Genomic DNA, 25,484 nt, shown 5'->3' on the forward strand with positions numbered 1-25,484 from the left:
GGCGGTCGGGGGCGGGCTCGGAGCGGATCAGCCGGCGATGCGCGCGGCGAGGTCCTTGCCCACCTCGGTCGTCGACCGTACTCGGCCGCCGCGCTCCGCGACGTCGGCGGCCACGGCGGCCTCGACGCGCGCGGCGGCGTCCCGCTCGCCGAGGTGCTCCAGGAGCAGCGCGACGGACAGCACGGTGGCGGTGGGGTCGGCCTTGCCCTGGCCGGCGATGTCCGGGGCCGAGCCGTGGACGGGCTCGAACATGCTCGGCGTGGTGCGGTCCGGGTTGATGTTGGCGGACGCGGCGAGGCCGATGCCGCCGACGATCGCCCCGGCGAGGTCGGTGAGGATGTCGCCGAACAGGTTGTCCGTGACGATCACGTCGAACCGCGCGGGGTTGGTGACGAGGAAGATCGTGGCGGCGTCGACGTGCAGGTAGTCCACGGTGACGTCGGGGAACTCGGCGTTGACGGCCTCGACCGTGCGGCGCCACAGGTGCCCGGCGTGCACGAGGACGTTGTGCTTGTGCACGAGCGTGAGCTTCTTGCGCGGGCGGGCCGCGGCACGGGCGAAGGCGTCGCGGACGACGCGCTCGACGCCGAACGCCGTGTTGACGCTGACCTCGTTGGCGATCTCGTGCGGGGTGCCGACGCGGATGGCGCCGCCGTTGCCGACGTACGGACCCTCGGTGCCCTCGCGGACGACGACGAAGTCGACCTCGCCCGGGGCGGCCAGCGGGGACGCGACGCCCGGGTACAGCTTGGAGGGGCGCAGGTTCACGTAGTGGTCGAGCGCGAACCGCAGCCTCAGCAGCAGCCCGCGCTCCAGCACGCCGGACGGGACGCCCGGGTCGCCGATGGCGCCGAGCAGGATCGCGTCGTGCGTGCGGATGGCGTCGAGGTCCGCGTCGGTCAGCGTCTCCCCCGTGGCGTGCCAGCGGCGGGCGCCCAGGTCGAAGTCCGTCGTGGTGACCGTGGTGCCGGAACCGGCGAGGGCCGCGTCGAGCGCGAGCAGGCCCTGCTCCACGACCTCGGTACCGATGCCGTCACCTGCGACGACCGCCAGGTTGATCTGCTGCGCCATGCCGTCCACCCTACCGATCCGTCTTACTTCCCGGGACGCCCGTCTCAGCGGTCGGACGCCCGCGGGTAGAGCAGCTCGAACCGCTCGGTCACCACCGCGAGGTCCGGGCCGACGTCCTCGCCCAGCGTCGCGCGCCACAGCGCCTCGTGCTCGGTCCGCCAGGTCGCGAGCGTCCGGTCGCCCTCTCCCTCGGCCGCGGCGTGCTCCTCACCCACCTCGCCGAGCGGGACCCTCGCCACCGCCGTCGTGCGGATCAGCGCACCCGGCCGGCCCGCGCCGTCGAGGACGATCGACAGGTCGCCCTTCACCGGCAGCGGCTCGTCCGCCGCCGCGTACTCCGGCAGCGCCGCCGACGTCGCCGTCTTCGTGCCCTCCAGCACCAGCGCGAGCAGCGCGTCCGCGACCTCCGGCGTGTCGCCGAACGACCACGCGGGAGGCGTCATCGACCCCGACACCCCCGGGCCGGTCACGACGCCGACCCGGACCACCCCGGCCCGCACCCGCGCCACCTCCCAGAACGCGAGCAGCGCGTCGGCGGAGTCGTCGGTCAGCGGGGCGGCGGTGTCGTCCGTCATGCACCCATCCTCCCCGACGGGCGCGGGAAGCACGACGCCGGGGTGGCCCCCAGGAGGGCCACCCCGGCGTCACGGGACGAGGAGGTCAGCGCGCGGCCGAGCCCTCCACGTAGTCCGTGTCGGACGGCTTGACCCACGCGAACAGCTTGCGGAGCTCACGGCCCACGGGCTCGATCGGGTGGTTCTGGCCCTTGGCGCGCAGCTCCTGGAACTCCGGGGCGCCGTTGTCCTGGTCGGTGATGAACCGCTCGGCGAACGCGCCGGACTGGATGTCCGCGAGCACGGCCTGCATGTTCGCCTTCACGTCCGGCGTGATGACGCGCGGGCCGGAGACGTAGTCGCCGTACTCGGCGGTGTCGGACACCGACCAGCGCTGCTTGGTGATGCCGCCCTCGAAGATGAGGTCGACGATCAGCTTGAGCTCGTGCAGCACCTCGAAGTACGCGACCTCGGGCTGGTAGCCGGCCTCGGTCAGGGTCTCGAAGCCGTACTGGATCAGCTGCGACACGCCACCGCACAGGACGGCCTGCTCGCCGAACAGGTCGGTCTCGGTCTCCTCGGTGAACGTCGTCTTGATGCCCGCGGCGCGCAGGCCGCCGATGCCCTTGGCGTAGGACAGCGCGAGGTCCCAGGCCGAGCCGGAGGCGTCCTGCTCGACGGCGACGATCACGGGCACGCCGCGGCCGTCGACGTACTCGCGGCGCACCAGGTGGCCGGGGCCCTTGGGGGCGACCATGACGATGTCGTGGCCGGCCTCGGGCTTGATGTAGCCGAACCGGATGTTGAAGCCGTGGCCGAAGACCAGGGCCGCGCCGTCCTTGAGGTTCGGGGCGATCTCGTCGCGGTAGATGTGCCGCTGCACCTGGTCGGGCGCGAGGATCACGACGACGTCGGCGGCCGTGACGGCCTCGGCGACGGTCGCGACGGCCAGGCCCTCGTTCTCGGCCTTGGCGCGGGACGCGGAGCCCTCGCGCAGGCCGACGGTGACGTCGACACCGGAGTCGCGCAGGTTCAGCGCGTGCGCGTGCCCCTGGCTGCCGTACCCGATGACGGCGACCTTCTTGCTCTGGATGACGGACAGGTCGGCGTCGTCGTCGTAGAACAGCTCAGCCACGATGGATCTCCTTGTATCTCGGGGTCGTGCAGGGTGGTGCGGGGACGGGTCAGGCGGACCGGCTGACGCGCTCGAGCGCGCGGTCGGTGATGGAGCGGGGCCCGCGGCCGATGGCCACGATGCCGGACTGGACGATCTCGCGGACCCCGAACGGCTCCAGCGACGCGAGGAGCGCCGTGAGCTTGGACGGGGAGCCGGTCGCCTCGATGGTGACGGTGTCGGGGACGACGTCCACGACGTGCGCCCGGAACAGGTCGACGACCTCGAGCACCTGGGTGCGGGTGGCGCCCTCGGCGCGCACCTTGACCAGCAGCAGCTCGCGCTGCACGGAGGCGGCGTCCTCGAGCTCGACGATCTTGATGACGTTGATCAGCTTGTTCAGCTGCTTGGTGACCTGCTCCAGCGGCAGGGCGTCGACGTCGACCACGACCGTGATCCGGGAGATCTCGTCGTGCTCGGTCGGGCCGACCGCGAGGGAGTGGATGTTGAACGAGCGCCGGGCGAACAGGCCCGCGACGCGGGTCAGCACGCCGGGCTTGTTCTCCACGAGGACGGAGAGGGTGTGACGGCTCATCGGGGTGCTCCTCAGTCCTCGCGGTCCCACGCCGGGCTGATGCCCCGGGCGTACTGGATGTCGTCGTTCGGCACGCCCGCGGCGACCATCGGCCACACCATCGAGTCGCGCGACACGGTGAAGTCCACGACGACGGGCTGGTCGTCGATCTCGAGCGCCCGCTTGATCGTGGCGTCCACGTCGCCGAGCGTCTCGCAGCGCAGGCCGACCGCGCCGTAGGCGTCGGCGAGCTTCACGAAGTCCGGGACGTGCACGGTGCCGTGGCCGGTGTGCAGGTCGGTGTTCGAGTACCGGGACTCGTAGAACAGGGTCTGCCACTGCCGGACCATGCCCAGCGAGGAGTTGTTGATCACCGCGACCTTGATCGGGATCTCGTTGATCGTGCAGGTCGCGAGCTCCTGGTTGGTCATCTGGAAGCAGCCGTCGCCGTCGATCGCCCAGACGGTGCGGTCGGGCTGGCCGACCTTCGCACCCATCGCGGCGGGCACGGAGAAGCCCATGGTCCCCAGGCCGCCGGAGTTCAGCCACGCGTTCGGCCGCTGGTAGCGGATGAACTGCGCCGCCCACATCTGGTGCTGGCCCACGCCCGCGGCGTAGATCGCCTCGGGGCCGGTGAGCTCGCCGATCCGGGAGATCACGTGCTGCGGGGCGAGGTGGCCGTCGGTGGGCTCGTCGTAGCCGAGCGGGAACGTCTCGCGCCACGAGTCGATCTGCCGCCACCACGCCTCGAGGTCCGGCTTGCCGTGGTGCGCCTGCTCGCGGGCGAGCTCGGGCAGCAGGTCGGCCAGGACCTCCTTGAGGTCGCCGACGATCGGCACGTCCGCGGCGCGGTTCTTGCCGATCTCGGCCGGGTCGATGTCAGCGTGCACGATCGTGGCGTTCGGCGCGAACGACGACAGCTTGCCGGTGACGCGGTCGTCGAACCGCGCGCCGAGGGCGACCACGAGGTCGGCCTTCTGCAGCGCGGCGACGGCGGGCACCGTGCCGTGCATGCCGGGCATGCCGAGGTGCTGCGGGTGCGTGTCGGGCAGCGCGCCGCGGGCCATCAGCGTCGTGACGACGGCCGCACCGGACTCGTCCACCAGGCGGCGCAGCTCGGCGGCCGCGCCGGAGCGGATCACGCCGCCGCCGACCATCAGCACCGGACGGCGCGAGGTCGCCAGCAGGCGCGCGGCCTCCCGGATCTGCTTGCCGTGCGGCTTGGTCACCGGGTGGTAGCCCGGCAGGTCCATCTGCTGCGGCCACGTGAACGTGGTGTCGGTCTGCATCGCCGACTTCGCGATGTCCACCAGCACCGGGCCGGGACGGCCGGTCGAGGCGATGTGGAACGCCTCGGCGATGGTGCGCGGGATGTCGGCGGGGTCGGTGACCAGGTAGTTGTGCTTGGTGATCGGCAGCGTGATGCCGACGATGTCGGCCTCCTGGAACGCGTCCGTGCCGATCAGCGACGCGCCGACCTGGCCGGTGATCGCGACCAGCGGGATCGAGTCCATGTTCGCGTCGGCGATGGGCGTCACCAGGTTGGTGGCGCCGGGGCCGGACGTCGCCATGCAGACGCCGACCTTGCCGGTCGCCTGGGCGTAGCCCGTCGCCGCGTGGCCGCCGCCCTGCTCGTGCCGCACGAGGATGTGCCGCAGGCGGGTGGAGTCCATCAGCGGGTCGTACGTCGGCAGGATCGCGCCGCCGGGGATGCCGAAGACGACCTCGGCGCCGGCCTCCTCGAGCGAGCGGACGATCGACTTCGCACCCGTGACCTCCTCGGTGAGGACGGGTCGCGGGCGGGCCGAGGCGTCCGCGACGGGGCGCGCGGGCTGCTCGGCCGCGGGCGCGGCGGTGGCCGGCCGGCGGGGCGGTGCCGGGTGGGGGCCCTGGACCATCGGTGTCTCCTAGCTGGTGGAGCTGCTGCGGCGGGGTGCGTTCGGGGGCTTCGGTGCCGGGTCCGCGTGGCCCCCGGCACGAAAAAACCCCTCGGGCCCGGTGGACCGGGCCGGACGAGGGGTGCGCGCGCTGACGAGGCCTTCCTGGCGTGGCCTCAGCCGGCGCGCCCGGGAAGTACTACGAGGGTGTTCGTCCGCATACCGGTGACACTACGCCCCGGTCGCGACCGTGTCACGCCCACCCGAGGCCGTCTCACATCGTGGTCCACGGGTCCACCTGCTGATCGCGCAGGACCGACGCCGGCACGCGCGCGCGTCGTCCCGCGCGGTCGGGCCGGACCCGACCTAACCTCGGACGCATGCCCCGGACGACGCCGACCCGACCCACCCGCCTGCTGCTCGTCGGCGCCGCGGCCGGCGCGCTCGCGCTGGTCGCGGCCTGCGGGACCGGTGACGCCCCCGACACCTCGGGCAGCGCCGATCCCGGCTCCACGGTGACGGCCGGCCCCGAGCCGAGCGCCGCACCCACGCCGACCCCGACCGGCGACGCCGACGAGGACGCCGCGGCCGACGCCGCCGCACCCGCGTTCCCCGCCGACACCGCCCCGGACACCGCCGAACCCAGCGCCGACGCGGCCCTCACGGTCACCGACGTCCGCGTCGGCCACCACGACGGGTACGACCGCGTCGTCCTGGAGCTCGGCGGCACCGGCACGCCGGGCTGGCGGGTCGAGTACGTCGACGCCGCCGTCGAGGACCCCAGCGGCGAGCCCGTCGACCTCACCGGGGACCAGGCGCTGCAGGTCGTCCTCACCGGCGCCCGGTACCCGTTCGAGACCGGGCAGACGGAGTTCGCCCTGAAGCAGCCCGTCACCGCCGCCGGGACCACGGTCGTCAGCGAGGCCGTGCTCCTCGGCACCTTCGAGGCACAGTCGCAGGCGTACGTCGGTGTCACCGGCGAGCGTGCCCCGTTCCGGGCGTTCCTGCTCCAGGACCCGGTGCGGGTCGTCGTCGACGTCCAGGGCTGAGCCTCACCCCCGCCGGTGCACCCGCGCCTCCCACGGCCGCAGCGTCGTGGGAGACGCCGCCCCGTCCGGGTAGGAGCCGAGCACCAGCGGCCCCCACCCGCCGTCGCCGTCGAGCGCCCACGCGTCCGCGAGGTCGACGTCCCGGGCCTCCCCCGACACGTTGACCACCACGAGCAGCGCCTCGCCGTCGAGGGAGCGCGTGAACGCGTACACCTGCTCGTCCTGCGGCAGCAGCATCGTGAAGTCGCCGAGCGCCACCACCGGGTCCTCGTGCCGCAGCGCGATGAGCCGGCGGTGGTGGTGGAACACCGAGTCGGGGTCGGCGCGCTCGGCCTCGGCGTTGACCTCGACGTGGTTCGGGTTCACCGCGAGCCAGGGCGTCCCCGTTGTGAACCCGGCGTGCGGGGTCGCGTCCCATTGCACGGGGGTGCGGGCGTTGTCGCGACCGTGCGCGGCGAGCCCGGCGAGCAGCTGCTCGTCGGTGGCGGTGCCGAGCGCCCGGGCCTGCGCCACGTGCCGGAGCGACTCGATGTCCCGGTACTGGTCGAACCGCGTGAAGTGCGCGTTCGTCATCCCGAGCTCCTCGCCCTGGTAGACGTACGGCGTACCGCGGTGCAGGTGCAGCAGGGTCGCGAGCGCCTTCGCGGACTCCCGGCGGTACCGGCCGTCGTCGCCGAACCGCGACACCACCCGGGGCTGGTCGTGGTTGTCCCAGTACAGGCTGTTCCAGCCGACCTCGGCGAGGCCGGCCTGCCAGCGACCGAAGGTCGCCTTGAGGTCGGTGAGCCGCAGCGGGCGGGGGTCGAACTTGCCGCCCGGGCCGTGGTCCAGGCCGACGTGCTCGAACTGGAACACCATGTCGACCTCGCGCCGCGCCGGGTCGGTGTAGAGCACGGCCTCGTCGAGGGTGACACCCGGGGTCTCCCCCACGGTCAGCAGCGCGGCGTCGCGCCCGGCGAACACCTCGCGGTGCATCTCCTGCAGGTACTCGTGCACGCGCGGACCGTCGGTGTAGTGCCCGCTCCCGTCGCCCCACACCCCGGCGAGCACCGGGCCGTCGGGCAGCGTCGTGTCCTTCGAGATGAGGTTGATGACGTCCATCCGGAACCCGTCGACGCCGCGGTCGAGCCACCAGCGCATCATCGCGTAGACGGCCTGCCGGACCTCGGGGTTCTCCCAGTTGAGGTCGGGCTGCTTCCGGCTGAACAGGTGCAGGTAGTACTCGCCGGTGGCGGCGTCGGGCTCCCAGGTGGAGCCGGAGAAGAACGAGTGCCAGTTGGTCGGCTCCGCCCCGGGGTCGCCCAGCGCGGTGCCCTCGCGGGGCGGGCGCCACCAGTACCAGTCGCGCTTCGGGCTGCCGGCGGACGACCGGCTCTCGACGAACCACGGGTGCTCGTCGGAGGTGTGGTTGACGACGAGGTCCATGACCAGCCGCATCCCGCGCTCGTGCAGGGCCACGATCAGCGCGTCCAGGTCCGCGAGGGTGCCGAACGACGGGTCGACGTCCTGGTAGTCGCTGATGTCGTAGCCGTTGTCGTCCTGCGGCGACCGGTACACCGGCGACAGCCACACGACGTCGACCCCGAGCGCGGCCAGGTGGTCCACCCGGGACAGGATGCCGCGCAGGTCGCCGATGCCGTCGCCGTCCGAGTCCTGGAACGACCTCGGGTAGATCTGGTAGACGGTGGCGCGGGTCCACCAGGGCGCGTCCTCGACGGTGAAGGCCATGTTCCCGACCCTCTCACGGGGGCCGGGAGCCCCGCAGGATCAGATGAGCACGGCCCCCGTCGACGCGGACTGCACGAGCTTCGCGTACTTCGCGAGCACGCCGCGCGTGTACCGCGGCGGCATCGGCGCCCAGCCCTCCCGGCGCCGCATGAGCTCCTCGTCGTCCACGAGCAGGTCCAGGGTGGCGTTCGCGACGTCGAGCCGGATGCGGTCCCCGTCCCGCACGAAGGCGATGGGCCCGCCGTCGACGGCCTCCGGGGCGACGTGCCCGACGCACAGCCCGGTGGTGCCGCCGGAGAACCGGCCGTCCGTGAGCAGCAGGACGTCCTTGCCGAGCCCGGCGCCCTTGATCGCGCCGGTGATGGCGAGCATCTCCCGCATCCCGGGGCCGCCCTTGGGGCCCTCGTACCGGATGACGACGACGTCGCCGGCGGTGATGGTCCCGTCCTCCAGGGCGTCGAGGGCGGCGCGCTCGCGCTCGAACACCCGGGCGGTGCCCTCGAAGACGTCGGTGTCGAAGCCAGCCGACTTCACCACGGCGCCCTCGGGCGCGAGGGAGCCGTCGAGGATCGTGATGCCGCCGGTGCGGTGGATCGGGTTGTCGAGGGCACGCAGGATCTTGCCGTCGGGGTCGGGCGGCGCGATGTCGGCGAGGTTCTCGGCGACGGTCTTCCCGGTCACGGTGAGGCAGTCGCCGTGGATCAGCCCCGCGTCGAGCAGCGCCTTCATGATCACGGGGACGCCGCCGATGCGGTCGACGTCGGCCATGACGTACCGGCCGAACGGCTTGAGGTCGCCGAGGTGCGGGACGCGCGCGGCGACCCGCCGGAAGTCGTCGAGGGTGAGGTCGACCTCGGCCTCGTGCGCGATGGCGAGCAGGTGCAGGACGGCGTTGGTGGAGCCGCCGAACGCCATGACGACGGCGATGGCGTTCTCGAACGCCTCCTTGGTCATGATCTGCCGGGCGGTGATCCCCCGGCGCAGCAGCTCGACCACGGCCTCGCCGGAGCGCATCGCGAAGTTGTCCCGGCGGCGGTCGGCGCTCGGCGGGGCGGCGGAGCCCGGCAGGGACATGCCCATGGCCTCAGCGACGGACGCCATGGTGTTCGCGGTGTACATGCCGCCGCAGGCGCCCTCGCCCGGGCAGATCGCGCGCTCGATGCGGTCGAGGTCGCCCGTGCTCATGAGGCCGCGCGCGCAGGCGCCGACGGCCTCGAACGCGTCGATCAGGGTGACGTCCTTCTCGGTGCCGTCCTCGAGCTTGACCCAGCCCGGCATGATCGACCCGGCGTAGAGGAACACGCTGGACAGGTCGAGGCGCGCGGCCGCCATGAGCATGCCCGGCAGCGACTTGTCGCACCCGGCGAGCAGCACGGAGCCGTCCAGGCGCTCGGCCTGCATCACGGTCTCGACCGAGTCCGCGATGACGTCGCGAGACACCAGCGAGAAGTGCATGCCCTCGTGGCCCATGGAGATGCCGTCGGACACCGAGATGGTGCCGAACTCCAGCGGGTAGCCGCCCCCGGCGTGCACGCCGCTCTTCACGGCCTGCGCGAGCCGCTGCAGGGACAGGTTGCAGGGCGTGATCTCGTTCCACGACGAGGCGACGCCGATCTGGGGCTTCACCCAGTCGTCGTCGCCCATGCCGACGGCACGGAGCATCCCGCGGGACGCGGTGGCCTCGATGCCGTCGGTGACCTGGCGCGAGCGGGGCTTGATATCGGGGGTCTGGCTCGACGTGGTCGTCATGCCCCCGACTGTAGGCACACCGCGCGCACCAGGCCCGTCGTACGCACCAGGCCCGGTGCGTGCGCCTCAGGCGCGGCGGATGCGGCTCACGTCGCGCACCGCGCCGCGGTCGGCGCTGGTCGCCATCGCCGCGTACGCCTGCAGCGCGGGCGAGACGTAGCGGTCGCGGTCGACGGGCTGCCACGGGTTCTCCCGGGCCTCCATCTTCGCGCGCCGGTCGGCCAGCACCTCGTCCGGGACGTTGACCCGGATCAGGCGGGTCTCGACGTCGATCTCGATCTCGTCGCCGTCCTCGATCAGGCCGATGGTGCCGCCCGCCGCGGCCTCGGGGCTGACGTGGCCCACGGAGATGCCGCTCGACCCGCCGGAGAACCGGCCGTCGGTGATGAGCGCGCACACCTTGCCGAGCCCGCGGCCCTTGATGAACGACGTCGGGTAGAGCATCTCCTGCATGCCGGGGCCGCCCGCGGGGCCCTCGTAGCGCACGACGACGACGTGACCCGGCTCGACCTCCTTGCGCAGGATCTTGTCGACGGCCTCGTCCTGGGACTCGCACACCAGCGCGCGCCCGACGAAGTGGAAGACGTCCGGGTCGATGCCCGCGGTCTTGATGATCGCGCCGTCCTCGGCGAGGTTGCCGCGGAGCACCGCGAGGCCGCCCTCGACGGTGTAGGCGTGCGCGACGTCGCGGATGCAGCCGCCCGCGCCGTCGGTGTCCAGGGACTCCCAGACGTTCGACGTCGAGAACGCCTGCGTGGTGCGGACGCCGCCGGGCGCGGCGTGGAACAGCGCCTCGGCGCGCTCGGTCGCCTTGCCGCCGCGGATGTCCCAGTCGTCCAGCCAGGCCCGCAGGGTCGGGGTGTGCACGCTGGTGACGTCGTGGTCGAGCAGGCCGCCGCGGTCGAGCTCGCCGAGCAGCGCGGGGATGCCGCCCGCCCGGTGCACGTCCTCCATGTGGTAGTCCGGGTGGTTCGGCGCCACCTTGGACAGGCACGGCACCCGGCGGCTGATCGCGTCGATGTCGGCGAGCGTGAAGTCGATCTCGGCCTCCTGCGCGGCGGCCAGGATGTGCAGCACCGTGTTGGTGGAGCCGCCCATGGCGACGTCCAGCGTCATCGCGTTGCTGAACGCGGCGCGGGTCGCGATGCCCCGGGGGGCGGCGGTGTCGTCCTCGTCGTCGTAGTACCGGCGCGCGAGGTCGACGATGGTGCGCCCGGCCTCGAGGAACAGGTCCCGGCGGGCGGAGTGGGTCGCGAGCGTCGAGCCGTTGCCCGGCAGCGACAGGCCCAGCGCCTCGGTGAGGCAGTTCATCGAGTTGGCGGTGAACATGCCGGAGCAGGACCCGCAGGTCGGGCACGCGTTCTCCTCGACGCTGGCGAGCGCCTGGTCGGACACGTTGTCGTCCGCGGAGTAGTTGATCGCGTTGATGAGGTTGAGGTGGGTCTTCGCGACGCCGTCCGCGACGACGGCCTTGCCGGCCTCCATCGGACCGCCTGAGACGAAGATGACGGGGATGTTCAGCCGCAGCGCCGCGTTGAGCATGCCCGGCGTGATCTTGTCGCAGTTGGAGATGCACACCAGCGCGTCGGCGCAGTGCGCCTGCACCATGTACTCCACCGAGTCGGCGATGAGGTCGCGGCTGGGCAGCGAGTAGAGCATCCCCGCGTGGCCCATGGCGATGCCGTCGTCCACGGCGATGGTGTTGAACTCCTTGGCGACGCCACCCGCCTCCTGGATCGCGGACGCCACGAGGTCGCCCATGTCCTTGAGGTGCACGTGCCCGGGGACGAACTGCGTGTACGAGTTCGCGATCGCGATGATCGGCTTGCCGAAGTCCTCCGAGCCCATGCCGGTGGCGCGCCAGAGCGCACGGGCACCGGCCATGTTGCGGCCGTGGGTCGAGGTACGAGAGCGCAGGGGACGACTCACGTGGACAGCTCCTTCAGCGGGCAGGTCGTCACCGCTGCGGCGACGAACCGTCACGGTACGTCCCCGACGCAGCACGTGCGTCACCCGTCCGTCCAGTGATCGACCAACCCGCGAGACGCCCGGCCCCAGGTCAGGCGCCCGCGGCCGGACCTCAGTCCTCCCCGCGGGCCTGCCACGTGCACACGCACGCCTCGTTGCCCTCGGGGTCGGCCAGCACCCAGAACGCCGGGGCCCGGTCGGCGGACAGCAGCGTGCCGCCCGCGGCCAGCGCCGCCGCGACGCGCGCCTCCGCCTGGTCGTGCGGCACGGTCACGTCCAGGTGGATCCGGTTGCGCTGCGGTCGGGGCGCGTCCATCTGCTGGAACCAGTAGCCCGGCCCCAGCGCCCACGGGTCGGCCAGGGCCGGGTCGTCCGGGTCGGTGCCGGGCTCGGGCACGTACCCGAGGACGGCCCGCCAGAACGGCGCGACCGCCGGGATGTCGAGGGCGTCGATCGCGACCTCCTGCGACGTCAGCCGCTCGGGCGCGCCGGGCAGGCCCATGTCGTCGGCGACGGCCGACACCGCGAGCGCCAGCGCGACGTCCGCCGCCCCGATCCCCCGGGCGTCCGGTGCCGTGGCCCGGACCTGCACGAGGTCGGGCCGCAGCGTGATGTCGGGGTGCGAGCCGACGCGCTCGGCCTCCACGGCGACCCGCGCGGCGAACGCGGCTCCCGTCGCGAGGTCGGGGGTGCGGAACGCGCCCTGCACCCAGCGCAGCAGCACCCGCCAGTGCCGCGGGTCGACCGCCCGCGTCACGTCGCCCGCCCCGACCGCGCCGTCGCTCTCCGTGTCCATGCCCCCACGCTCCCACCGACCACCCACAGACCCCTTGCGGTTGACGCTGCGTCAGCCCCTACCGTCGGGTGGCGACGGCGGGAGGTCCGCCGTCGACGGTGGCGCAGGACGCCACATGACGGAGCAGGACGGAGCACCGACGATGACGCAGGACCAGCGCTGGACCACCGCCGAGGTGGTGCGGCTGTCGGGCGTCACGTCGCGGACGCTGCGGCACTACGACGCGATCGGGCTGCTGCCCCCCGCGGGCACCGCGCCCGGCGGCCAGCGGGAGTACGGGCGCGCCGAGCTGCTGCGCCTGCAGCAGGTGCTGGTGCTGCGCGAGCTCGGCGTGGGGCTGCCCGCGATCGGGGAGATCCTCGACGCGGACGACACCCGGGCGGGCGCGTCGGGGCAGGCCGGGACCGGCGTCCGCGTCGCCCGGCTGCGCGAGCACCACGCCGCGCTGCTCGCCGAGCGGGACCGCCTGGACCGGCTCGCCGCGACCGTCGCCGCCACCGTCGACTCCCTGGAAGGAGGGACCGCCATGCCGGCGGAGCAGATGTACGACGGGTTCGACCACGGGCCCTACGAGGAGGAGGCCCGCGAGCGCTGGGGGGACGAGGCCGTGGACCGCAGCACCCGGTCGTTCGCGGCGATGTCCGCCGCCGAGCGCGCCGCGCACCAGCAGGAGCACGAGGCGGTCGCCGCGGGGCTGGCCGGGCTGCTGGGCGCGGGCACGCCGGTGACCGACCCGGCCGTGCGGGACCTCGTCGCGCGGCACCACGCGTGGGTGTCGGTGTCCTGGGTGCCGGACCCCGAGCAGTACCGGGGCCTGGCGGCGATGTACGTGGACGACCCGCGGTTCGCCGCGACCTACGACGCGGTGGCGCCGGGGCTCGCGGTGTACCTCCGCGACGCCGTGGCCGCGCACGCCGACGACGTCGCTGGATGATCCCGACATTCGGGACCAACGGCCCAGTCGTCGGCGGGCGGCGCGCGGCAGGCTGAGCAGGTGCCGGACCACCGGTCGCCTCTCCCCCGGGGCGGCCACCGGGCCACCCGCCCGAGGTCCGCTCAGGTCACCTGGTGACGACGACCCGTCCCCAGGTACCCCCAGTCGAGGCACCACTGGCTCATCGCCCGGGCCGGTGGTGCCTCGACGTACGTCCGGACCCCGTGGAGACCTGGGGGTGCCCGCACCCCCGGGCCCGGTCGCGGCCGCCACGCCCGCTGGCTACCGTCGCCCGGTGACCGCGATCCACTGGTTCCGCCGCGACCTGCGGCTCGGCGACAACCCGGCCCTGCACGCCGCCGCGGAGGCGGGCGGCGACGTCCTCGCCCTGTACGTCCTCGACCCACGGCTCTGGGAGTCGGCGGGCGACCCGCGCCGCGCCTACCTGGCCCGCAGCCTGGCGGCGCTGTCCGAGCAGACCGGCGGGCGGCTGCTGGTGCGTTCCGGCGACCCCCGCGAGGTGGTGCCCGCCGTCGCGCGCGAGGTCGAGGCGGAGCAGGTGCACGTCGCCGCGTCGCACGAGCCGTTCGGCCGCAAGCGGGACGACGACGTGGAGTGGCAGCTCGAGGACGCGGGACGCGCCCTGGTGCGGACCGGGTCCCCGTACGCGGTCGCGCCCGGGCGGGTGCGCAACGGGTCCGGCGACCCGTACAAGGTGTTCACCCCGTTCCGGCGGGCGTGGGCCGAGCACGGCTGGCGCGCCCCCGCCCCCGACGCGGCCGCGACCCGGCGGTCCGTGACGTTCGCCGACGGCGGGCGGTCCGACGCCGTGCCCGACGCGCCGGTCCCGGACGGGCTCGACCTGCCGGAGGCGGGCGAGGACGCCGCCCTGGCCCGCTGGGCGGAGATGCTCGACGGGCCGCTGTCGCACTACGCCGACGAGCGCGACCGCCCGGACCGGGACAGCACCTCGCGGCTGTCGGTCCCGCTCAAGTGGGGCGAGCTGCACCCCCGCACCGTGCTCGCCGATCTCGCGCACCGGCGCGGCGAGGGCGCGGACACGTTCCGCAGCCAGATCGCGTGGCGCGAGTTCCACGCCGACGTGCTGCACCACAACCCGGGCGCGGCGCACCGCTCGCTGACGCCGGTCGTGCCCGAGGCGTCCTGGGCCCGAGGGGCGGCGGAGGAGCGCGCCATGGAGGCGTGGACCGCCGGACGCACCGGGTACCCGCTTGTCGACGCGGGGATGCGCCAGCTGCTCGCCGAGGGCTGGATGCACAACCGGGTGCGCATGGTCGTCGCGTCGTTCCTGGTCAAGGACCTGCACGTGCGGTGGCAGCGGGGTGCGGCGCACTTCATGGCCTGGCTGGTGGACGGCGACATGCCGCAGAACCAGCTGAACTGGCAGTGGGTCGCCGGGACCGGGCGGGACGCCGCCCCGTACTTCCGGGTGTTCAACCCGGTGACGCAGGGCGTGAAGTTCGACCCGCACGGGCACTACGTGCGCCGGTGGGTGCCCGAGCTGCGCGACATCCCGGGCAAGGCGGCGCACGAGCCGTGGAAGCTGCCGCGCTCGGCGGCGCCGGACTACCCCGAGCGGGTGGTCGACCACGCGCACGAGCGCGAGGTCACGCTCGGCGCGTACCACTCCATGCGGTGACGGTCGCGACCGCGCGGGTCCGCAGGCAGGACGGAGGTCCCGGATGGGGCTCTCCGAGGGGGTTCCTCGTGCGGGTTCCGTGAGAGTCGGGACCTCGGTCCCGGTCCACGCGGGACAAATCGGAGGAGATTGGGAACGCAGTCACAAGGCGACTCCCGACGACCGAAGGCATGAACATGACCGCCACCGCAACCCCCCGCAGCACCGCCGCTCCGGTGCCCGTGCGGACCCAGGAGAGCATCGTCACGTCCGTCGCGGGCCGGCGCTCCATCGCCGTCCTGCGCCTCGGCACCGGCTTCATCTTCCTGTGGGCGTTCCTCGACAAGACGTTCGGCCTCGGCTACTCCACCCCCTCCGAGCGGGCGTGGATCAACGGCGGCACCCCGAGCCAGGGCTTCATGAAGGGCGACGCCGTCATCGGCCCGTTCAAGGACCTGTTCGCCTCGATGGCCAGCCCCGCCACCGACGTGCTGTTCATGCTCGGCATGCTCGGCGTCGGCCTCGCGGTGATGCTCGGCATGGGCGTGCGCGTCGCCGCCTGGGCCGGCTCGATCATCATGCTGCTCATGTGGGTCGCCGAGTGGCCGCTCACCGCGGGCTCGACCAACCCCGTCATGGACTACCACATCGTCTACGCGATGGCGCTGGCCGTCGTCGCCCTCACCCTCGGCGGCGACACGTGGGGCCTCGGCAAGTGGTGGGGAAACCTGCCGCTCGTGCAGAAGTACGGCTGGCTGCGCTGACGCACCCGCCCCGCACGACAGGACGGCGCCGGATCCCCGTGGGGGTCCGGCGCCGTCCCGCGTCCGCGCGAGGTCAGGCCGCGCGCAGGGCGCGGTACTCGTCCTCGAGCATCCCCATGTCGATCCCGTCGCACCAGCCGTCGCCGTCCCGGTACGCGTCCCGGCGCCGACCCTCGACGCGGAACCCGATGTTCTCGTACAGCGAGTGCGCGCGGGCGTTGATGCTCAGCACGTCCAGCCCCACCCGGTGCAGGCCGATGCCGTCGAACGCCAGACCCAGCACCAGCTCGATCGCCTCGGTGCCGTAGCCCCGCCCCCGGTAGCCCGGGCGCATCACCAGGCGCAGGTTCGCCGAGCCCACGACCTCGTCGATGTCGTTGAGGACGATCTCGCCCAGGTACTCGTCGGAGCCGTTGGCCGTGATCGCGAGGTCGATCCGTCCCGGACGGGCCGAGACGGTCGCGCACCACTCGTCGATCTGCGCGCGGGTGAACGCCGTCGTGGTCCCGGTGGTCCGCATGCCCTCCGGGTCGTTCACCATGTCCCACATCGCCGGCGCGTCGCGCGCGGCGACCGGGCGCAGGTGGATCATCTCGCCCTCGAGCGTGGGCTTCTCCACAGGTCTCCCCCTTCGTGGCCCCTCGTCACCGCCGATGCTAGACACCGCGGGTGACCGGCGTGTTTCGTTCACGGCCGCGGCCTGCGGGCGGTCGTCGTCCGTCGCACGGCGTCCACCCGCCGACCGACGTGCGGACGGCGGCGCACCCCGGACCCGGTGTGCGCCGCCGTCGGCGTCCTGCTGCGGCCGCTACGCCTGCACGCGCTCCAGCACGAGCTCGCGCACGCGGCCGGCGTCGGCCTGACCGCGGGTGGCCTTCATGACCGAGCCGATGATCGCGCCGACCGGGCCGAGGTTGCCCGACCGGATCTTGTCCGCGATGTCGGGCTGCGCGGCGAGCGCCGCGTCGATGGCCTCGAGCAGCGGGCCGTCGTCGGACACGACCTCGAGCCCGCGCGCGACGACGACGGCCTCCGGGTCGCCCTCGCCCGCGAGCACGCCCTCGAGCACCTGGCGCGCGAGCTTGTCGTTGATCCGCCCGGAGTCGACGAGCTGCTGCAGCTGGCCGATCTGCCCCGGGGTGATCGGCAGCTCGCCGAGCTCGACCTCCTGCGACTTGGCGGTGCGGGCGAGCTCGCCCATCCACCACTTGCGCGCGGCGGCCGGGCTCGCGCCCGCGGCGACGGTCGCCTCGATCAGCTCGATGGCTCCCGCGTTGACGACGTCGCGCATCTCGGCGTCGGCGTAGCCCCACTCCCCCTGCAGCCGGCGACGGCGGGCGGCGGGCAGCTCGGGGAGCGCGGCGCGGATCTCCTCGACCCACTCGCGCGACGGCGCGACCGGCACCAGGTCGGGCTCCGGGAAGTACCGGTAGTCCTCGGCGTCGGACTTCACGCGGCCAGACGTCGTGACGCCGGTGTCCTCGTGCCAGTGCCGGGTCTCCTGCGTGACGGTGCCCGCGGCGTCGAGCACGGCCGCCTGGCGGCTGATCTCGTACCGCACGGAGCGCTCGACGGACCGGAACGAGTTGACGTTCTTGGTCTCGGTACGGGTGCCCAGCGGGGACTGAGGCGTCGGGCGCAGCGAGACGTTCACGTCGGCGCGGACGTTGCCACGCTCCATGCGCGCCTCGGAGACGCCGAGCGCACGGAAGATGTCCCGCAGGGTCTGCACGTAGGCGCGCGCGACCTCGGGGGCCCGCTCGCCCGCGCCGGTGATCGGCTTGGTGACGATCTCGACCAGCGGGATGCCCGCGCGGTTGTAGTCGACCAGCGAGTACTCGGCGCCCTGGATGCGGCCGGCGGCGCCGCCGACGTGCGTGTTCTTGCCGGCGTCCTCCTCCATGTGCGCGCGCTCGATCTCGACGCGGAACACCGTGCCGTCCTCGAGCTCGACGTCCAGGTGGCCCTCGTACGCGATGGGCTCGTCGTACTGGGAGGTCTGGAAGTTCTTCGGGACGTCCGGGTAGAAGTAGTTCTTCCGGGCGAACCGGCAGGACTCCGCGATCTGGCAGTTCAGCGCGAGGCCGATCCGGATCGCGTACTCCACGGCCGTGCCGTTGACGGCGGGCAGGGCGCCCGGCAGGCCGAGCGACACCGGCGTGACGGCGGTGTTGGGCTCGGCGCCGAAGGTCTGCGGCGCGCCGTCGAACATCTTGGTCGCGGTGCCGAGCTCGACGTGCACCTCGATGCCGATGACCGGGTCGAACCGGGCCACGGCGTCGTCGTAGTCGACCAGGTCGACGGTCTGGGTGCTCACTCGGACACCTCCAGCTCGGGGGCGCTCGCCAGCAGCGGGCCGCCCCAGGTCTTCTCCAGCAGCGCCTCGAGCGCGGCGCCCACGCGGTACAGCCGGTCGTCGGCCTTCGCCGGGGCCAGCACCTGGAAGCCGACGGGCAGGCCGTCGTTTGACAGGCCGTTCGGCAGGGACATGCCGGGCACGCCCGCGAGGTTGGCCGGGATGGTCGCGACGTCGTTGAGGTACATCGCCATCGGGTCGTCGAGCTTCTCGCCCAGCTTGAACGCCGTGGTCGGCGCCGTCGGGGAGACCAGCACGTCGGCCTGCTCGAACGCGGCGGCGAAGTCGCGCTGGATGAGCGTGCGGACCTTCTGCGCCGAGCCGTAGTAGGCGTCGTAGTAGCCCGCCGACAGGGCGTAGGTGCCGAGGATGATGCGACGCTTCACCTCGTCGCCGAACCCGGCGCCGCGGGTCGCGGACATCACGCGCTCCGCGGTGACCGGGCCCTCGGTGGGCTCGACCCGCAGGCCGAAGCGCATGCCGTCGAACTTCGCCAGGTTGCTGGACGCCTCGCTCGGCAGGATCAGGTAGTACGCGCCGAGGGCGTACGGGAAGTGCGGGCAGGAGACCTCGACGATCTCCGCGCCCGCGCCGCGCAGCAGGTCCAGCGACTCCTCGAACCGCGCGAGCACGCCGGGCTGGTAGCCCTCGCCCTGCAGCTCGCGGACCACGCCGACGCGCACGCCGGTCAGGTCGCCGGACGCGCCCTGGCGGGCGGCGGCGACCAGACCGGGCAGCGGCTCCGGGATGGACGTCGAGTCGCGCGGGTCGTGCCCGCCGATCAGCTCGTGCAGCAGGGCCGAGTCCAGGACGGTCCGGGTGACCGGGCCGGCCTGGTCGAGCGACGAGGCGAGCGCGATGAGGCCGTAGCGGGACACCGAGCCGTACGTCGGCTTCACGCCGACGGTGCCGGTGACGGCGCCGGGCTGGCGGATCGAGCCGCCGGTGTCCGTGCCGATGGCCAGCGGGGCCTCGTACGCGGCGACGGCCGCGGCCGAGCCACCGCCCGAGCCGCCGGGGATCCGGTCCAGGTCCCACGGGTTGTGCGTGTCGCCGTACGCGGAGTGCTCCGTCGAGGAGCCCATCGCGAACTCGTCCATGTTGGTCTTGCCGAGGATCGGCAGGCCCGCGGCCTTGATCCGCTCGACCAGGGTCGCGTCGTACGGCGGCACCCAGCCCTCGAGGATCTTCGAGCCCGCCGTGGTCGGCAGGCCCCGCGTCACGACGACGTCCTTGACGGCGATCGGGACACCCGCGAGGGGGTGCAGCTGCTCGCCGGCGGCGCGGCGCGCGTCGACGTCGGCGGCGGTGGCCAGCGCCTCCTGCGCGGAGACGTGCAGGTAGGCGTGCACGGCGGGCTCGACGGCCGCGATGCGGTCCAGGTGCGCCTGCGTCACCTCGACGCTGGTCACCTCGCCCGCGGCGAGCTTCTCCGCCAGCGCGGCGGCGGACAGCCGGGTCAGGTCGGTGGTCACGATCACTCCTCCCCGAGGATCTGCGGGACGAGGAACTTGCCGTCCTCCGACGCCGGGGCGCCGGACAGCGCGGCGGCCTGTGACAGCGGCTGCTCGGGCACGTCGGGGCGGAACACGTTGGTCATCGGCAGCGGGTGGCTGGTGGCCGGCACGTCGGGCGTGGCGACCTCGCTGACCCGGGCGACCGACTCGACGATTACGTCGAGCTCGCCGGCGAGCCGGTCGATCTCCTCGGGGGTCAGGTCGATCCGCGCCAGGCCCGCGACGCGCGCGACCTCGTCACGAGAGAGGGAGGACATGCCCCCGAGTCTAGTCAGGTGCGCGCCCCGGGCCGCAGTCCGCGCCGCGCCCTGTGGACCACCGGGCGGCGCCCGCGGCACCGGTCAGACGCGTGCCGCGGAGACCAGCGCGAGCACCGCGTCCGCGTAGGCGTCCTCGGCCGTCTCCGCCGCGAACGCCCGCTCCGGCTGCCCGGGGAGCTCGACCACCACCAGGTAGGACCCGTCGAGCGCTCGCGCCAGGCTCCGGAACGTCCCGCCGAGCAGCTCGCGGAGCTGGTCCTCGCGGGGCAGCCACACGGCGTCGTCCTGCGTCACCGAGTCGAGCGCCCACTCCGTCGTCCCGTTGAACCCCAGGACGGTGCCGCTCGGGTACGCGTGCGGCTCGATGGTCATCTCGCTGATGGTGAAGACGTCCCCGGCCAGCGCCGGCTGCCGGAGGGTGAAGCGGTCACCCGACGTCGGGGTCCAGCGCAGACCCGCGGCCTGCAGCATCTCGGCACGGTCGACGGCGATCATCGCGCCAGTATCGTCCGGCGCCCGCGACGACGCCCGGCGAGCGCGACGTCGCGGGCGGCCGCGAGGGCGGCGAGGTCGTCACACGTCGACGAGGTCGTCACACGTGCCTGACGACCTCGTCGACGAAGGACGACCTCGAGATCGGCCCGACCCGCACGAGGCCGGGCCGAGCCGTGCCGGGAGCCGCCGGGGTCAGCGCTCCCAGTAGGCGTACCGCTCCGCCGGCGCGAACCCCTCGGCGTCGTACAGCGCCGCGGCGCCGGTGTTCGTCGCCTCGACCTGGAGGAACGCCCGCCGCGCACCACGTCCGGCGGCGGCGTGCACCGCGGCGCGGGTCAGCAGCCGCCCGAGCCCACGACGCCGGGCCTCCGGGACGACCACCAGGCAGGACAGCCCGGCCCAGGGCCCTTCGAGCGCGGCCCGGATGACGGCGAGCGGGGCGCCGTCCGCCGCGGACGTGACCGTCAGGTAGACCGCGGGCGACCCGGTGACCACGGCGCGCGCGGTCGCGACGTCGACGGCGCCCTGCGTCGCCTTCACCCCGAGCCAGGTGGCCAGCCACGCCGGGTCCGGTGCGTCCGCGACGGCGAGCCGCAGGTCGTCCGGCAGGTCGGGCCGGGTGGGCGGTGCCGTGCCGAGGTCGCGGACCAGCACGGCGGTGACGACGCGCTCGGTGTACCCGCGCGCCGCCAGGGCGTCCGCGAGCCCGTCCGGTGCGGCGGCGCACACCCGCACCACCGCGGGCTGCCCTGCCGCGGCGTACCGGGCCTCGACCCGGTCCAGCGTCGCGCCGAGGTCGACGGGTGCCACGAGGGGCAGCGCGCTGTTCGCCCGCCGGGTGAAGCCGCCGGACAGCCCGACCGGCCAGCCGTCCACGTCCTCGACGGTGACGGGGCGCCACGTCGCGGCCTCGACCGCGAGGCCGGGCGCGGCGGTCACGAGGCGTCCTCGTCGGCGCCGTCCTCCTCGGGTGCGGGGACGTCCCCGACCCCGGCGGGGCCCTCGGCGAGCAGCGCGACGAACCCGGCCTCGTCGAGGATCCGCAGCCCGAGGTCGCGGGCCTTCGTCTCCTTGGACCCGGCGTTCGCCCCCACGACGACGTAGTCGGTCTTCTTGGACACCGACCCGGACGCCTTGCCGCCGCGCGACAGCACGGCCTCCTTGGCGCCGTCCCGGCTGAAGCCCTCGAGGCTGCCGGTGACGACGACCGTGAGCCCCTCGAGCGTGCGCGGCGAGGACTCGTCCTGCTCGTCCGCCATGACCACGCCCGCGTCCTGCCAGGCCCGCACGATGTCCGCGTGCCAGTCCTCGGCGAACCAGTCGAGCACCGAGTCGGCGATCGTCGGGCCGACGCCGTCGACCGCCGACAGCGTCTCGCGGGCGCTCTCGGCGTCCGCGAGCGCGTCCCGCAGCGCCGTCATCGACCCGAACCGCTGCGCGATCGCACGGGCCGCCGTGGGTCCGACGTTGCGGATGCTCAGCGCGACGAGCACCCGCCAGAACGGCTTGGTCTTGGCGGCCTCGAGCTCGTCCAGCAGCTTCTTGGCCTGCTCGGAGGGCACGAACTCGACCTCGGGCAGGTGCCGGCCCTCGGCCTCGGCCTCCTTGCGCGCCCGGACGCTGTGCGTGACGCGGCGGCGGAACGGCGTGCGGCGGCGCACCACGCCGTCCTCGTCGGTGCGCGGCTCCCCGGTGTCGGGGTCGCGGACGACGACCTCGACCTGGGCGAGCCGCTGGAGGCTGGCCGCGCGCCCCGCCTCGCGGACGTCGTCGGGGGCGTCCAGCGGGTAGCCGACGAGCGCGAACAGGTCGGCCTCGTTCACCACGGGCGGGGTGTCGGGCACCTCGGGCTGGGTGAGCGCCGCCGCCGTGACCTCGCCGAGCGCCTCCACGTCGAGGGCACCCCGGGAGCCGATGTGCTCGACGCGCCCGCGGACCTGGGCGGGGCAGGTGCGCGCGTTCGGGCAGCGCAGGTCGACGTCGCCCTCGCGCATCGGGCGCAGCACGGACCCGCACTCGGGGCACGCGGTGGGCATGACCCAGTCGGTGCGGGGGTAGCCGTCGCCGTCGAGCGCGGTCACCCGGCCGACGACCTCGGGGATGACGTCGCCCGCCTTGCGCAGCACGACCATGTCGCCGGGGCGCACCCCCTTGAGCGCGACGACGTCCTTGTTGTGCAGCGTGGCCATCGCCACGGTCGACCCGGCGACGCGCACGGGCTCCATCACGGCGTAGGGGGTGACGCGCCCCGTCCGGCCGACGTTGACCTCGATCGCGAGCAGGCGGGTGTTCACCTCCTCCGGCGGGTACTTGTACGCGACGGCCCAGCGCGGCGCGCGGCTGGTGGCGCCGAGGCGGCGCTGCAGCGCGAGCTCGTCGACCTTGATGACGATGCCGTCGATCTCGTGCTCGACCTCGTGCCGGTGCTCGCCGTAGTGGTCGATCATCTCCTGCACCTCGGGCAGGCCGGTCGCGACCCGGAAGTGCGGGGAGGTGGGCACGCCCCAGGCCCGCAGCAGCCCGTAGACCTGCGACTGCCGGTCGAGCGCCGCGCCCTCGAGCCCGGTGCTGCCGCTCCCCCAGCGCAGCGCGCCGACCCCGTGGGCGTACATGCCGAGCGGGCGCCCCGCCGTGACGCGCGGGTCCTTCTGCCGCAGCGAGCCCGCCGCGGCGTTGCGGGGGTTGGCGAACGGCGGCCTGCCCGCCGCGACCTGGGCGGCGTTGAGCTGCTCGAACGCCTCCACGGGGAGGAAGACCTCGCCGCGCACCTCGATCTGCTCGGGGTGGGTCGCGGGGTCGCCCGCGAGCGTGTCCGGGATGCTCGCGATGGTGCGGACGTTGAGCGTGACGTCCTCGCCGGTGCGGCCGTCGCCGCGGGTGGCCGCACGCACGAGCCGGGCGGGCCCGTCGCCGGTGCGCTCGTACAGCAGGGCGATGGCGAGGCCGTCGATCTTGAGCTCGGTCAGGTAGTGCAGGCCGGCGTCCTCGGGCAGCTCGAGGTCGCGGTGCACGCGCGCCGCCCACGCCGCGACGTCCTCCGCGGAGAACGCGTTGTCCAGCGACAGCATGCGCTCGACGTGGTCGACGGCACGGAAGTCGGTGGAGAACGTCCCGCCGACCTTCTGCGTCGGGGAGTCCGGGACGCGCAGGTCCGGGAACCGGTCCTCCAGCGCCTCGAGCCGGCGCAGCAGGGCGTCGTACTCCGCGTCGCTGGTCAGCGGCTCGTCGCGCACGTAGTAGGCGAACTGCTGCTCGCGGACCCGGTCGGCCAGCTCCGCCCACCGCTGGCGGGCGGCCGCCTCGTCCAGGGCGGTGTCCTCGGGGTCGGTCGTCTGGGGTGTCGCGTCCACCGGCACATCATGCCGCGCACCACCCACAGGCACCTCGCGGGCCCCGGGTGGCGCTAGGGTGCTACTCATGAGTCTGTAGACAGATGAGTAGCGGGACACCGACGGTGGCTGGGTGGAAGGCGACCTGCAGGTGGACGTCGGACGGCGCGTGCGCCGCATCCGGACCGAGCGCGGCATCAGCCAGGAGGCGCTGGCGACCTCCCTGGAGGTGCACCGGACCTACCTCGGCGGCATCGAGCGCGGCGAGCGCAACCTCACGCTGCGCACCGTCGAGCGCCTGGCCGACCGCCTCGGCGTCGAGGTCCGGACGCTCCTCGGGGCCACCCCGGAGGGCTGACCGGACACCCTGTGGACGACGACCCCGGTGTGTCAGTGGTCCCGCGCAGTGTGGTGCAGGACGAGGGGTACGGGCCGCCAGGGCCCCTCGCAGGACCGACGCGAGGAGGAGACCGTGACGACCGTACGACCGACCTGGCAGGTGGACACCTGCCCCACCTGGTGCGTGGTGCTCCACGCCGAGGACGACCACCCCCACGACCGGGTGCACATGAGCGACTCGATGTCGGTCCGGGTGCGCCAGCTCCTCGGCGCGACCGGGGCGGCCGGTGCCGCCGTCTCCCCGTTCGCGGAGCGGGACGCCCCGGCACCCGTGACCAGCCCGGAGCGGGCCGACGCCACCGCGACCGCCGACCTGGCGGTCACGGTGCACCGCCGCGACGGGGCCGGGACGACGTGGCTGTACGCGGGCGACGGCGCGGTCCAGTCGCTCGAGCTCACGGCCGACTCCTGGGCGCACCTGCTCCCGGCGGTCGACCGGGCGCTGACGCTGGCGCGCGCGTGACGGCGCGGGTCCGTGCCGCCCCCTCCCGGACGGCACGGACCCGGCCTCACGGCTGCTCGACCAGCAGGTCCAGCGCCGTGACCTCCAGACGACCGGCGAGGTGCTCGACCGTCCGGAGCGTGAGGTTCCGGGACCCGGCCTCGAGGCTGCCCACGTAGGTCCGGTGGACGCCGATGAGCTCCGCGAGCCCTTCCTGGGTGAGGCCCCGGTCCTCCCGCATGCGCCTGACGTTCTTCCCGACCGTGACCTGCAGCTCTCCGCTCACGGGAGTGACGTTCGGGTAGCCCCGGCCTGCGGTCCACAGACCGATGCGTAGCGGGCGCGGGATCGCGCGGGGCCGGGATCGACCGTCCGCCGGGCGATCTCACCCCGGCGACCTCGCACAGCCCCTGCGGGCGAGGTGGCGCGCCCCGTCGACCCGGTACCCGACCCGGCCCGCGATCCGCCCCGACCCGGCTCCACGCTCCCGTCTCCGCGCGCCCGCCTCAGCGCTCCCGGGCGCTCCGCCGTGCTCGCGCCGCCACGACGGACGTCCCGCCCACGACGAGCAGCCCCGCCCCGACGGCGACGGCCGCGCCGGTGACCAGCGCCTGCGACCCCCGGGCGAGCACCACGACCTCCTCGCGCCCGTCCACGGTCCACCGGCAGGTGGCCTCGGGCGGGGCGATGGTCGAGCCCAGCACGGCGTCGCCCTCGCCGTCGGCGGCCGCGGCGACGCAGGTCCCGGCCCCGCCGGCGGCGTCGTCGTCCAGCCCCTCGCGCAGGGTGGCGGTGACGAGCCCCGCCCACACGACGACGAGGGTGACGAGCCCGGCGACGGCGAGGGCGGCCCCGGCCGCGAGCGCCGC

The 25,484-nt window shown here is 74.0% G+C and carries 24 protein-coding genes; 6 read left to right on the top strand and 18 right to left on the bottom strand.

The features are described from left to right. Positions 1 to 27: 27 nt before the first annotated feature. The 5 genes from EBM89_RS06345 to EBM89_RS06365 all read right to left on the bottom strand — a co-directional run bounded on the left by EBM89_RS06345 (position 28) and on the right by EBM89_RS06365 (position 5,211). Positions 28 to 1,071, bottom strand: a complete 1,044-nt coding sequence (locus EBM89_RS06345) for a 3-isopropylmalate dehydrogenase (protein ID WP_122148636.1) — start codon at positions 1,069 to 1,071, stop codon at positions 28 to 30. Positions 1,072 to 1,115: 44 nt separating this feature from the next. Further along, positions 1,116 to 1,646 carry an ASCH domain-containing protein gene (locus EBM89_RS06350; RefSeq protein WP_122148616.1) on the bottom strand — a complete coding sequence of 177 codons (531 nt, stop codon included), beginning with the start codon at positions 1,644 to 1,646 and terminating at the stop codon, positions 1,116 to 1,118. Positions 1,647 to 1,731: 85 nt separating this feature from the next. Continuing rightward, entirely contained in the window at positions 1,732 to 2,760 is a 1,029-nt protein-coding gene (ilvC, locus tag EBM89_RS06355; protein WP_122148617.1) for a ketol-acid reductoisomerase, read from the bottom strand. A gap of 49 nt (positions 2,761 to 2,809) precedes the next feature. Beyond that, a complete protein-coding gene (ilvN, locus tag EBM89_RS06360; RefSeq protein WP_122148618.1) occupies positions 2,810 to 3,334 on the bottom strand; it encodes an acetolactate synthase small subunit in 525 nt (174 codons plus the stop codon). An 11-nt stretch (positions 3,335 to 3,345) separates the two neighbouring features. Further along, a complete protein-coding gene (locus EBM89_RS06365) occupies positions 3,346 to 5,211 on the bottom strand; it encodes an acetolactate synthase large subunit (RefSeq protein WP_122148619.1) in 1,866 nt (621 codons plus the stop codon). Positions 5,212 to 5,570: 359 nt separating this feature from the next. On the opposite strand from EBM89_RS06365, the gene EBM89_RS06370 reads away from it, so the two are divergent. Continuing rightward, a complete protein-coding gene (locus EBM89_RS06370) occupies positions 5,571 to 6,239 on the top strand; it encodes an AMIN-like domain-containing (lipo)protein (protein WP_122148620.1) in 669 nt (222 codons plus the stop codon). 3 nt (positions 6,240 to 6,242) lie between these two features. On the opposite strand, the gene EBM89_RS06375 is transcribed toward EBM89_RS06370, so the two are convergent. The 4 genes from EBM89_RS06375 to EBM89_RS06390 form a co-directional block, all read right to left on the bottom strand. After that, entirely contained in the window at positions 6,243 to 7,967 is a 1,725-nt protein-coding gene (locus tag EBM89_RS06375; RefSeq protein WP_122148621.1) for a glycoside hydrolase family 13 protein, read from the bottom strand. Positions 7,968 to 8,006: 39 nt separating this feature from the next. Beyond that, positions 8,007 to 9,716 (bottom strand): dihydroxy-acid dehydratase, encoded by a 1,710-nt coding sequence (gene ilvD, locus EBM89_RS06380; protein ID WP_122148622.1) that lies wholly within the window; start codon positions 9,714 to 9,716, stop codon positions 8,007 to 8,009. Positions 9,717 to 9,782: 66 nt separating this feature from the next. Beyond that, on the bottom strand, positions 9,783 to 11,600 hold the full coding sequence (gene ilvD, locus EBM89_RS06385; RefSeq protein WP_233571588.1) for a dihydroxy-acid dehydratase: 1,818 nt from the start codon (positions 11,598 to 11,600) through the stop codon (positions 9,783 to 9,785). A 196-nt stretch (positions 11,601 to 11,796) separates the two neighbouring features. Further along, complete coding sequence (locus tag EBM89_RS06390; RefSeq protein WP_122148624.1) at positions 11,797 to 12,480, bottom strand: 4a-hydroxytetrahydrobiopterin dehydratase family protein; 684 nt, start codon at positions 12,478 to 12,480, stop codon at positions 11,797 to 11,799. A gap of 115 nt (positions 12,481 to 12,595) precedes the next feature. On the opposite strand from EBM89_RS06390, the gene EBM89_RS06395 reads away from it, so the two are divergent. The 3 genes from EBM89_RS06395 to EBM89_RS06405 all read left to right on the top strand — a co-directional run bounded on the left by EBM89_RS06395 (position 12,596) and on the right by EBM89_RS06405 (position 15,817). Continuing rightward, the gene (locus EBM89_RS06395) at positions 12,596 to 13,414 is read left to right on the top strand and encodes a MerR family transcriptional regulator (RefSeq protein ID WP_233571585.1); all 819 of its coding nucleotides are present in this window, start codon (positions 12,596 to 12,598) and stop codon (positions 13,412 to 13,414) included. A 295-nt stretch (positions 13,415 to 13,709) separates the two neighbouring features. Continuing rightward, positions 13,710 to 15,074: a cryptochrome/photolyase family protein gene (locus tag EBM89_RS06400; protein WP_122148638.1), complete on the top strand. Its 1,365-nt coding sequence runs from the start codon at positions 13,710 to 13,712 to the stop codon at positions 15,072 to 15,074. 176 nt (positions 15,075 to 15,250) lie between these two features. Next, entirely contained in the window at positions 15,251 to 15,817 is a 567-nt protein-coding gene (locus EBM89_RS06405) for a DoxX family protein (RefSeq protein ID WP_122148639.1), read from the top strand. A 73-nt stretch (positions 15,818 to 15,890) separates the two neighbouring features. On the opposite strand, the gene EBM89_RS06410 is transcribed toward EBM89_RS06405, so the two are convergent. From EBM89_RS06410 to ligA, 7 genes are all read right to left on the bottom strand, one after another. Continuing rightward, positions 15,891 to 16,436, bottom strand: a complete 546-nt coding sequence (locus EBM89_RS06410; RefSeq protein WP_122148625.1) for a GNAT family N-acetyltransferase — start codon at positions 16,434 to 16,436, stop codon at positions 15,891 to 15,893. A 189-nt stretch (positions 16,437 to 16,625) separates the two neighbouring features. Beyond that, the gene (gene gatB, locus EBM89_RS06415; RefSeq protein WP_122148626.1) at positions 16,626 to 18,134 is read right to left on the bottom strand and encodes an Asp-tRNA(Asn)/Glu-tRNA(Gln) amidotransferase subunit GatB; all 1,509 of its coding nucleotides are present in this window, start codon (positions 18,132 to 18,134) and stop codon (positions 16,626 to 16,628) included. Continuing rightward, a complete protein-coding gene (gatA, locus tag EBM89_RS06420; RefSeq protein WP_122148627.1) occupies positions 18,131 to 19,648 on the bottom strand; it encodes an Asp-tRNA(Asn)/Glu-tRNA(Gln) amidotransferase subunit GatA in 1,518 nt (505 codons plus the stop codon). The genes gatB and gatA overlap by 4 nt, the downstream gene beginning before the upstream one ends. Positions 19,649 to 19,650: 2 nt before the next feature. Beyond that, complete coding sequence (gene gatC, locus EBM89_RS06425) at positions 19,651 to 19,947, bottom strand: Asp-tRNA(Asn)/Glu-tRNA(Gln) amidotransferase subunit GatC (RefSeq protein WP_122148628.1); 297 nt, start codon at positions 19,945 to 19,947, stop codon at positions 19,651 to 19,653. A gap of 84 nt (positions 19,948 to 20,031) precedes the next feature. Then, positions 20,032 to 20,445 (bottom strand): pilus assembly protein CpaE, encoded by a 414-nt coding sequence (locus tag EBM89_RS06430; RefSeq protein WP_122148629.1) that lies wholly within the window; start codon positions 20,443 to 20,445, stop codon positions 20,032 to 20,034. A 192-nt stretch (positions 20,446 to 20,637) separates the two neighbouring features. After that, entirely contained in the window at positions 20,638 to 21,384 is a 747-nt protein-coding gene (locus EBM89_RS06435) for a GNAT family N-acetyltransferase (protein ID WP_122148630.1), read from the bottom strand. Beyond that, complete coding sequence (ligA, locus tag EBM89_RS06440) at positions 21,381 to 23,864, bottom strand: NAD-dependent DNA ligase LigA (RefSeq protein WP_122148631.1); 2,484 nt, start codon at positions 23,862 to 23,864, stop codon at positions 21,381 to 21,383. Before ligA ends, EBM89_RS06435 begins: the two co-directional genes overlap by 4 nt. Positions 23,865 to 23,907: 43 nt before the next feature. On the opposite strand from ligA, the gene EBM89_RS06445 reads away from it, so the two are divergent. Together EBM89_RS06445 and EBM89_RS06450 are read left to right on the top strand one after the other, a co-directional pair. Further along, complete coding sequence (locus EBM89_RS06445; RefSeq protein WP_122148632.1) at positions 23,908 to 24,132, top strand: helix-turn-helix domain-containing protein; 225 nt, start codon at positions 23,908 to 23,910, stop codon at positions 24,130 to 24,132. 114 nt (positions 24,133 to 24,246) lie between these two features. After that, positions 24,247 to 24,636, top strand: a complete 390-nt coding sequence (locus EBM89_RS06450; RefSeq protein ID WP_147463471.1) for a DUF6907 domain-containing protein — start codon at positions 24,247 to 24,249, stop codon at positions 24,634 to 24,636. A gap of 46 nt (positions 24,637 to 24,682) precedes the next feature. Here EBM89_RS06450 and EBM89_RS06455 read toward each other — a convergent pair whose 3' ends face one another. Together EBM89_RS06455 and EBM89_RS21085 are read right to left on the bottom strand one after the other, a co-directional pair. Then, positions 24,683 to 24,901 (bottom strand): helix-turn-helix domain-containing protein, encoded by a 219-nt coding sequence (locus EBM89_RS06455; protein WP_122148634.1) that lies wholly within the window; start codon positions 24,899 to 24,901, stop codon positions 24,683 to 24,685. 220 nt (positions 24,902 to 25,121) lie between these two features. After that, a partial coding sequence (locus tag EBM89_RS21085; RefSeq protein ID WP_199732000.1) for a hypothetical protein occupies positions 25,122 to 25,484 on the bottom strand: 363 nt, incomplete at its 5' end.

The organism is Cellulomonas triticagri (assembly GCF_003696205.1).
GTDB classification, from domain to species: Bacteria; Actinomycetota; Actinomycetes; order Actinomycetales; family Cellulomonadaceae; genus Cellulomonas; species Cellulomonas triticagri.

Coding starts and splice junctions, on each gene's coding strand:
- EBM89_RS06345 (WP_122148636.1), bottom strand. CDS start 1,071: ATGGCGCAGCAGATCAACCTGGCGGTCGTCGCAGGTGACGGCATCGGT.
- EBM89_RS06350 (WP_122148616.1), bottom strand. CDS start 1,646: ATGACGGACGACACCGCCGCCCCGCTGACCGACGACTCCGCCGACGCG.
- ilvN (WP_122148618.1), bottom strand. CDS start 3,334: ATGAGCCGTCACACCCTCTCCGTCCTCGTGGAGAACAAGCCCGGCGTG.
- EBM89_RS06365 (WP_122148619.1), bottom strand. CDS start 5,211: ATGGTCCAGGGCCCCCACCCGGCACCGCCCCGCCGGCCGGCCACCGCC.
- EBM89_RS06370 (WP_122148620.1), top strand. CDS start 5,571: ATGCCCCGGACGACGCCGACCCGACCCACCCGCCTGCTGCTCGTCGGC.
- EBM89_RS06375 (WP_122148621.1), bottom strand. CDS start 7,967: ATGGCCTTCACCGTCGAGGACGCGCCCTGGTGGACCCGCGCCACCGTC.
- ilvD (WP_122148622.1), bottom strand. CDS start 9,716: ATGACGACCACGTCGAGCCAGACCCCCGATATCAAGCCCCGCTCGCGC.
- ilvD (WP_233571588.1), bottom strand. CDS start 11,600: ATGGCCGGTGCCCGTGCGCTCTGGCGCGCCACCGGCATGGGCTCGGAG.
- EBM89_RS06390 (WP_122148624.1), bottom strand. CDS start 12,480: ATGGACACGGAGAGCGACGGCGCGGTCGGGGCGGGCGACGTGACGCGG.
- EBM89_RS06395 (WP_233571585.1), top strand. CDS start 12,596: ATGACGGAGCAGGACGGAGCACCGACGATGACGCAGGACCAGCGCTGG.
- EBM89_RS06405 (WP_122148639.1), top strand. CDS start 15,251: ATGACCGCCACCGCAACCCCCCGCAGCACCGCCGCTCCGGTGCCCGTG.
- gatC (WP_122148628.1), bottom strand. CDS start 19,947: ATGTCCTCCCTCTCTCGTGACGAGGTCGCGCGCGTCGCGGGCCTGGCG.
- EBM89_RS06430 (WP_122148629.1), bottom strand. CDS start 20,445: ATGATCGCCGTCGACCGTGCCGAGATGCTGCAGGCCGCGGGTCTGCGC.
- ligA (WP_122148631.1), bottom strand. CDS start 23,864: ATGAGTAGCACCCTAGCGCCACCCGGGGCCCGCGAGGTGCCTGTGGGT.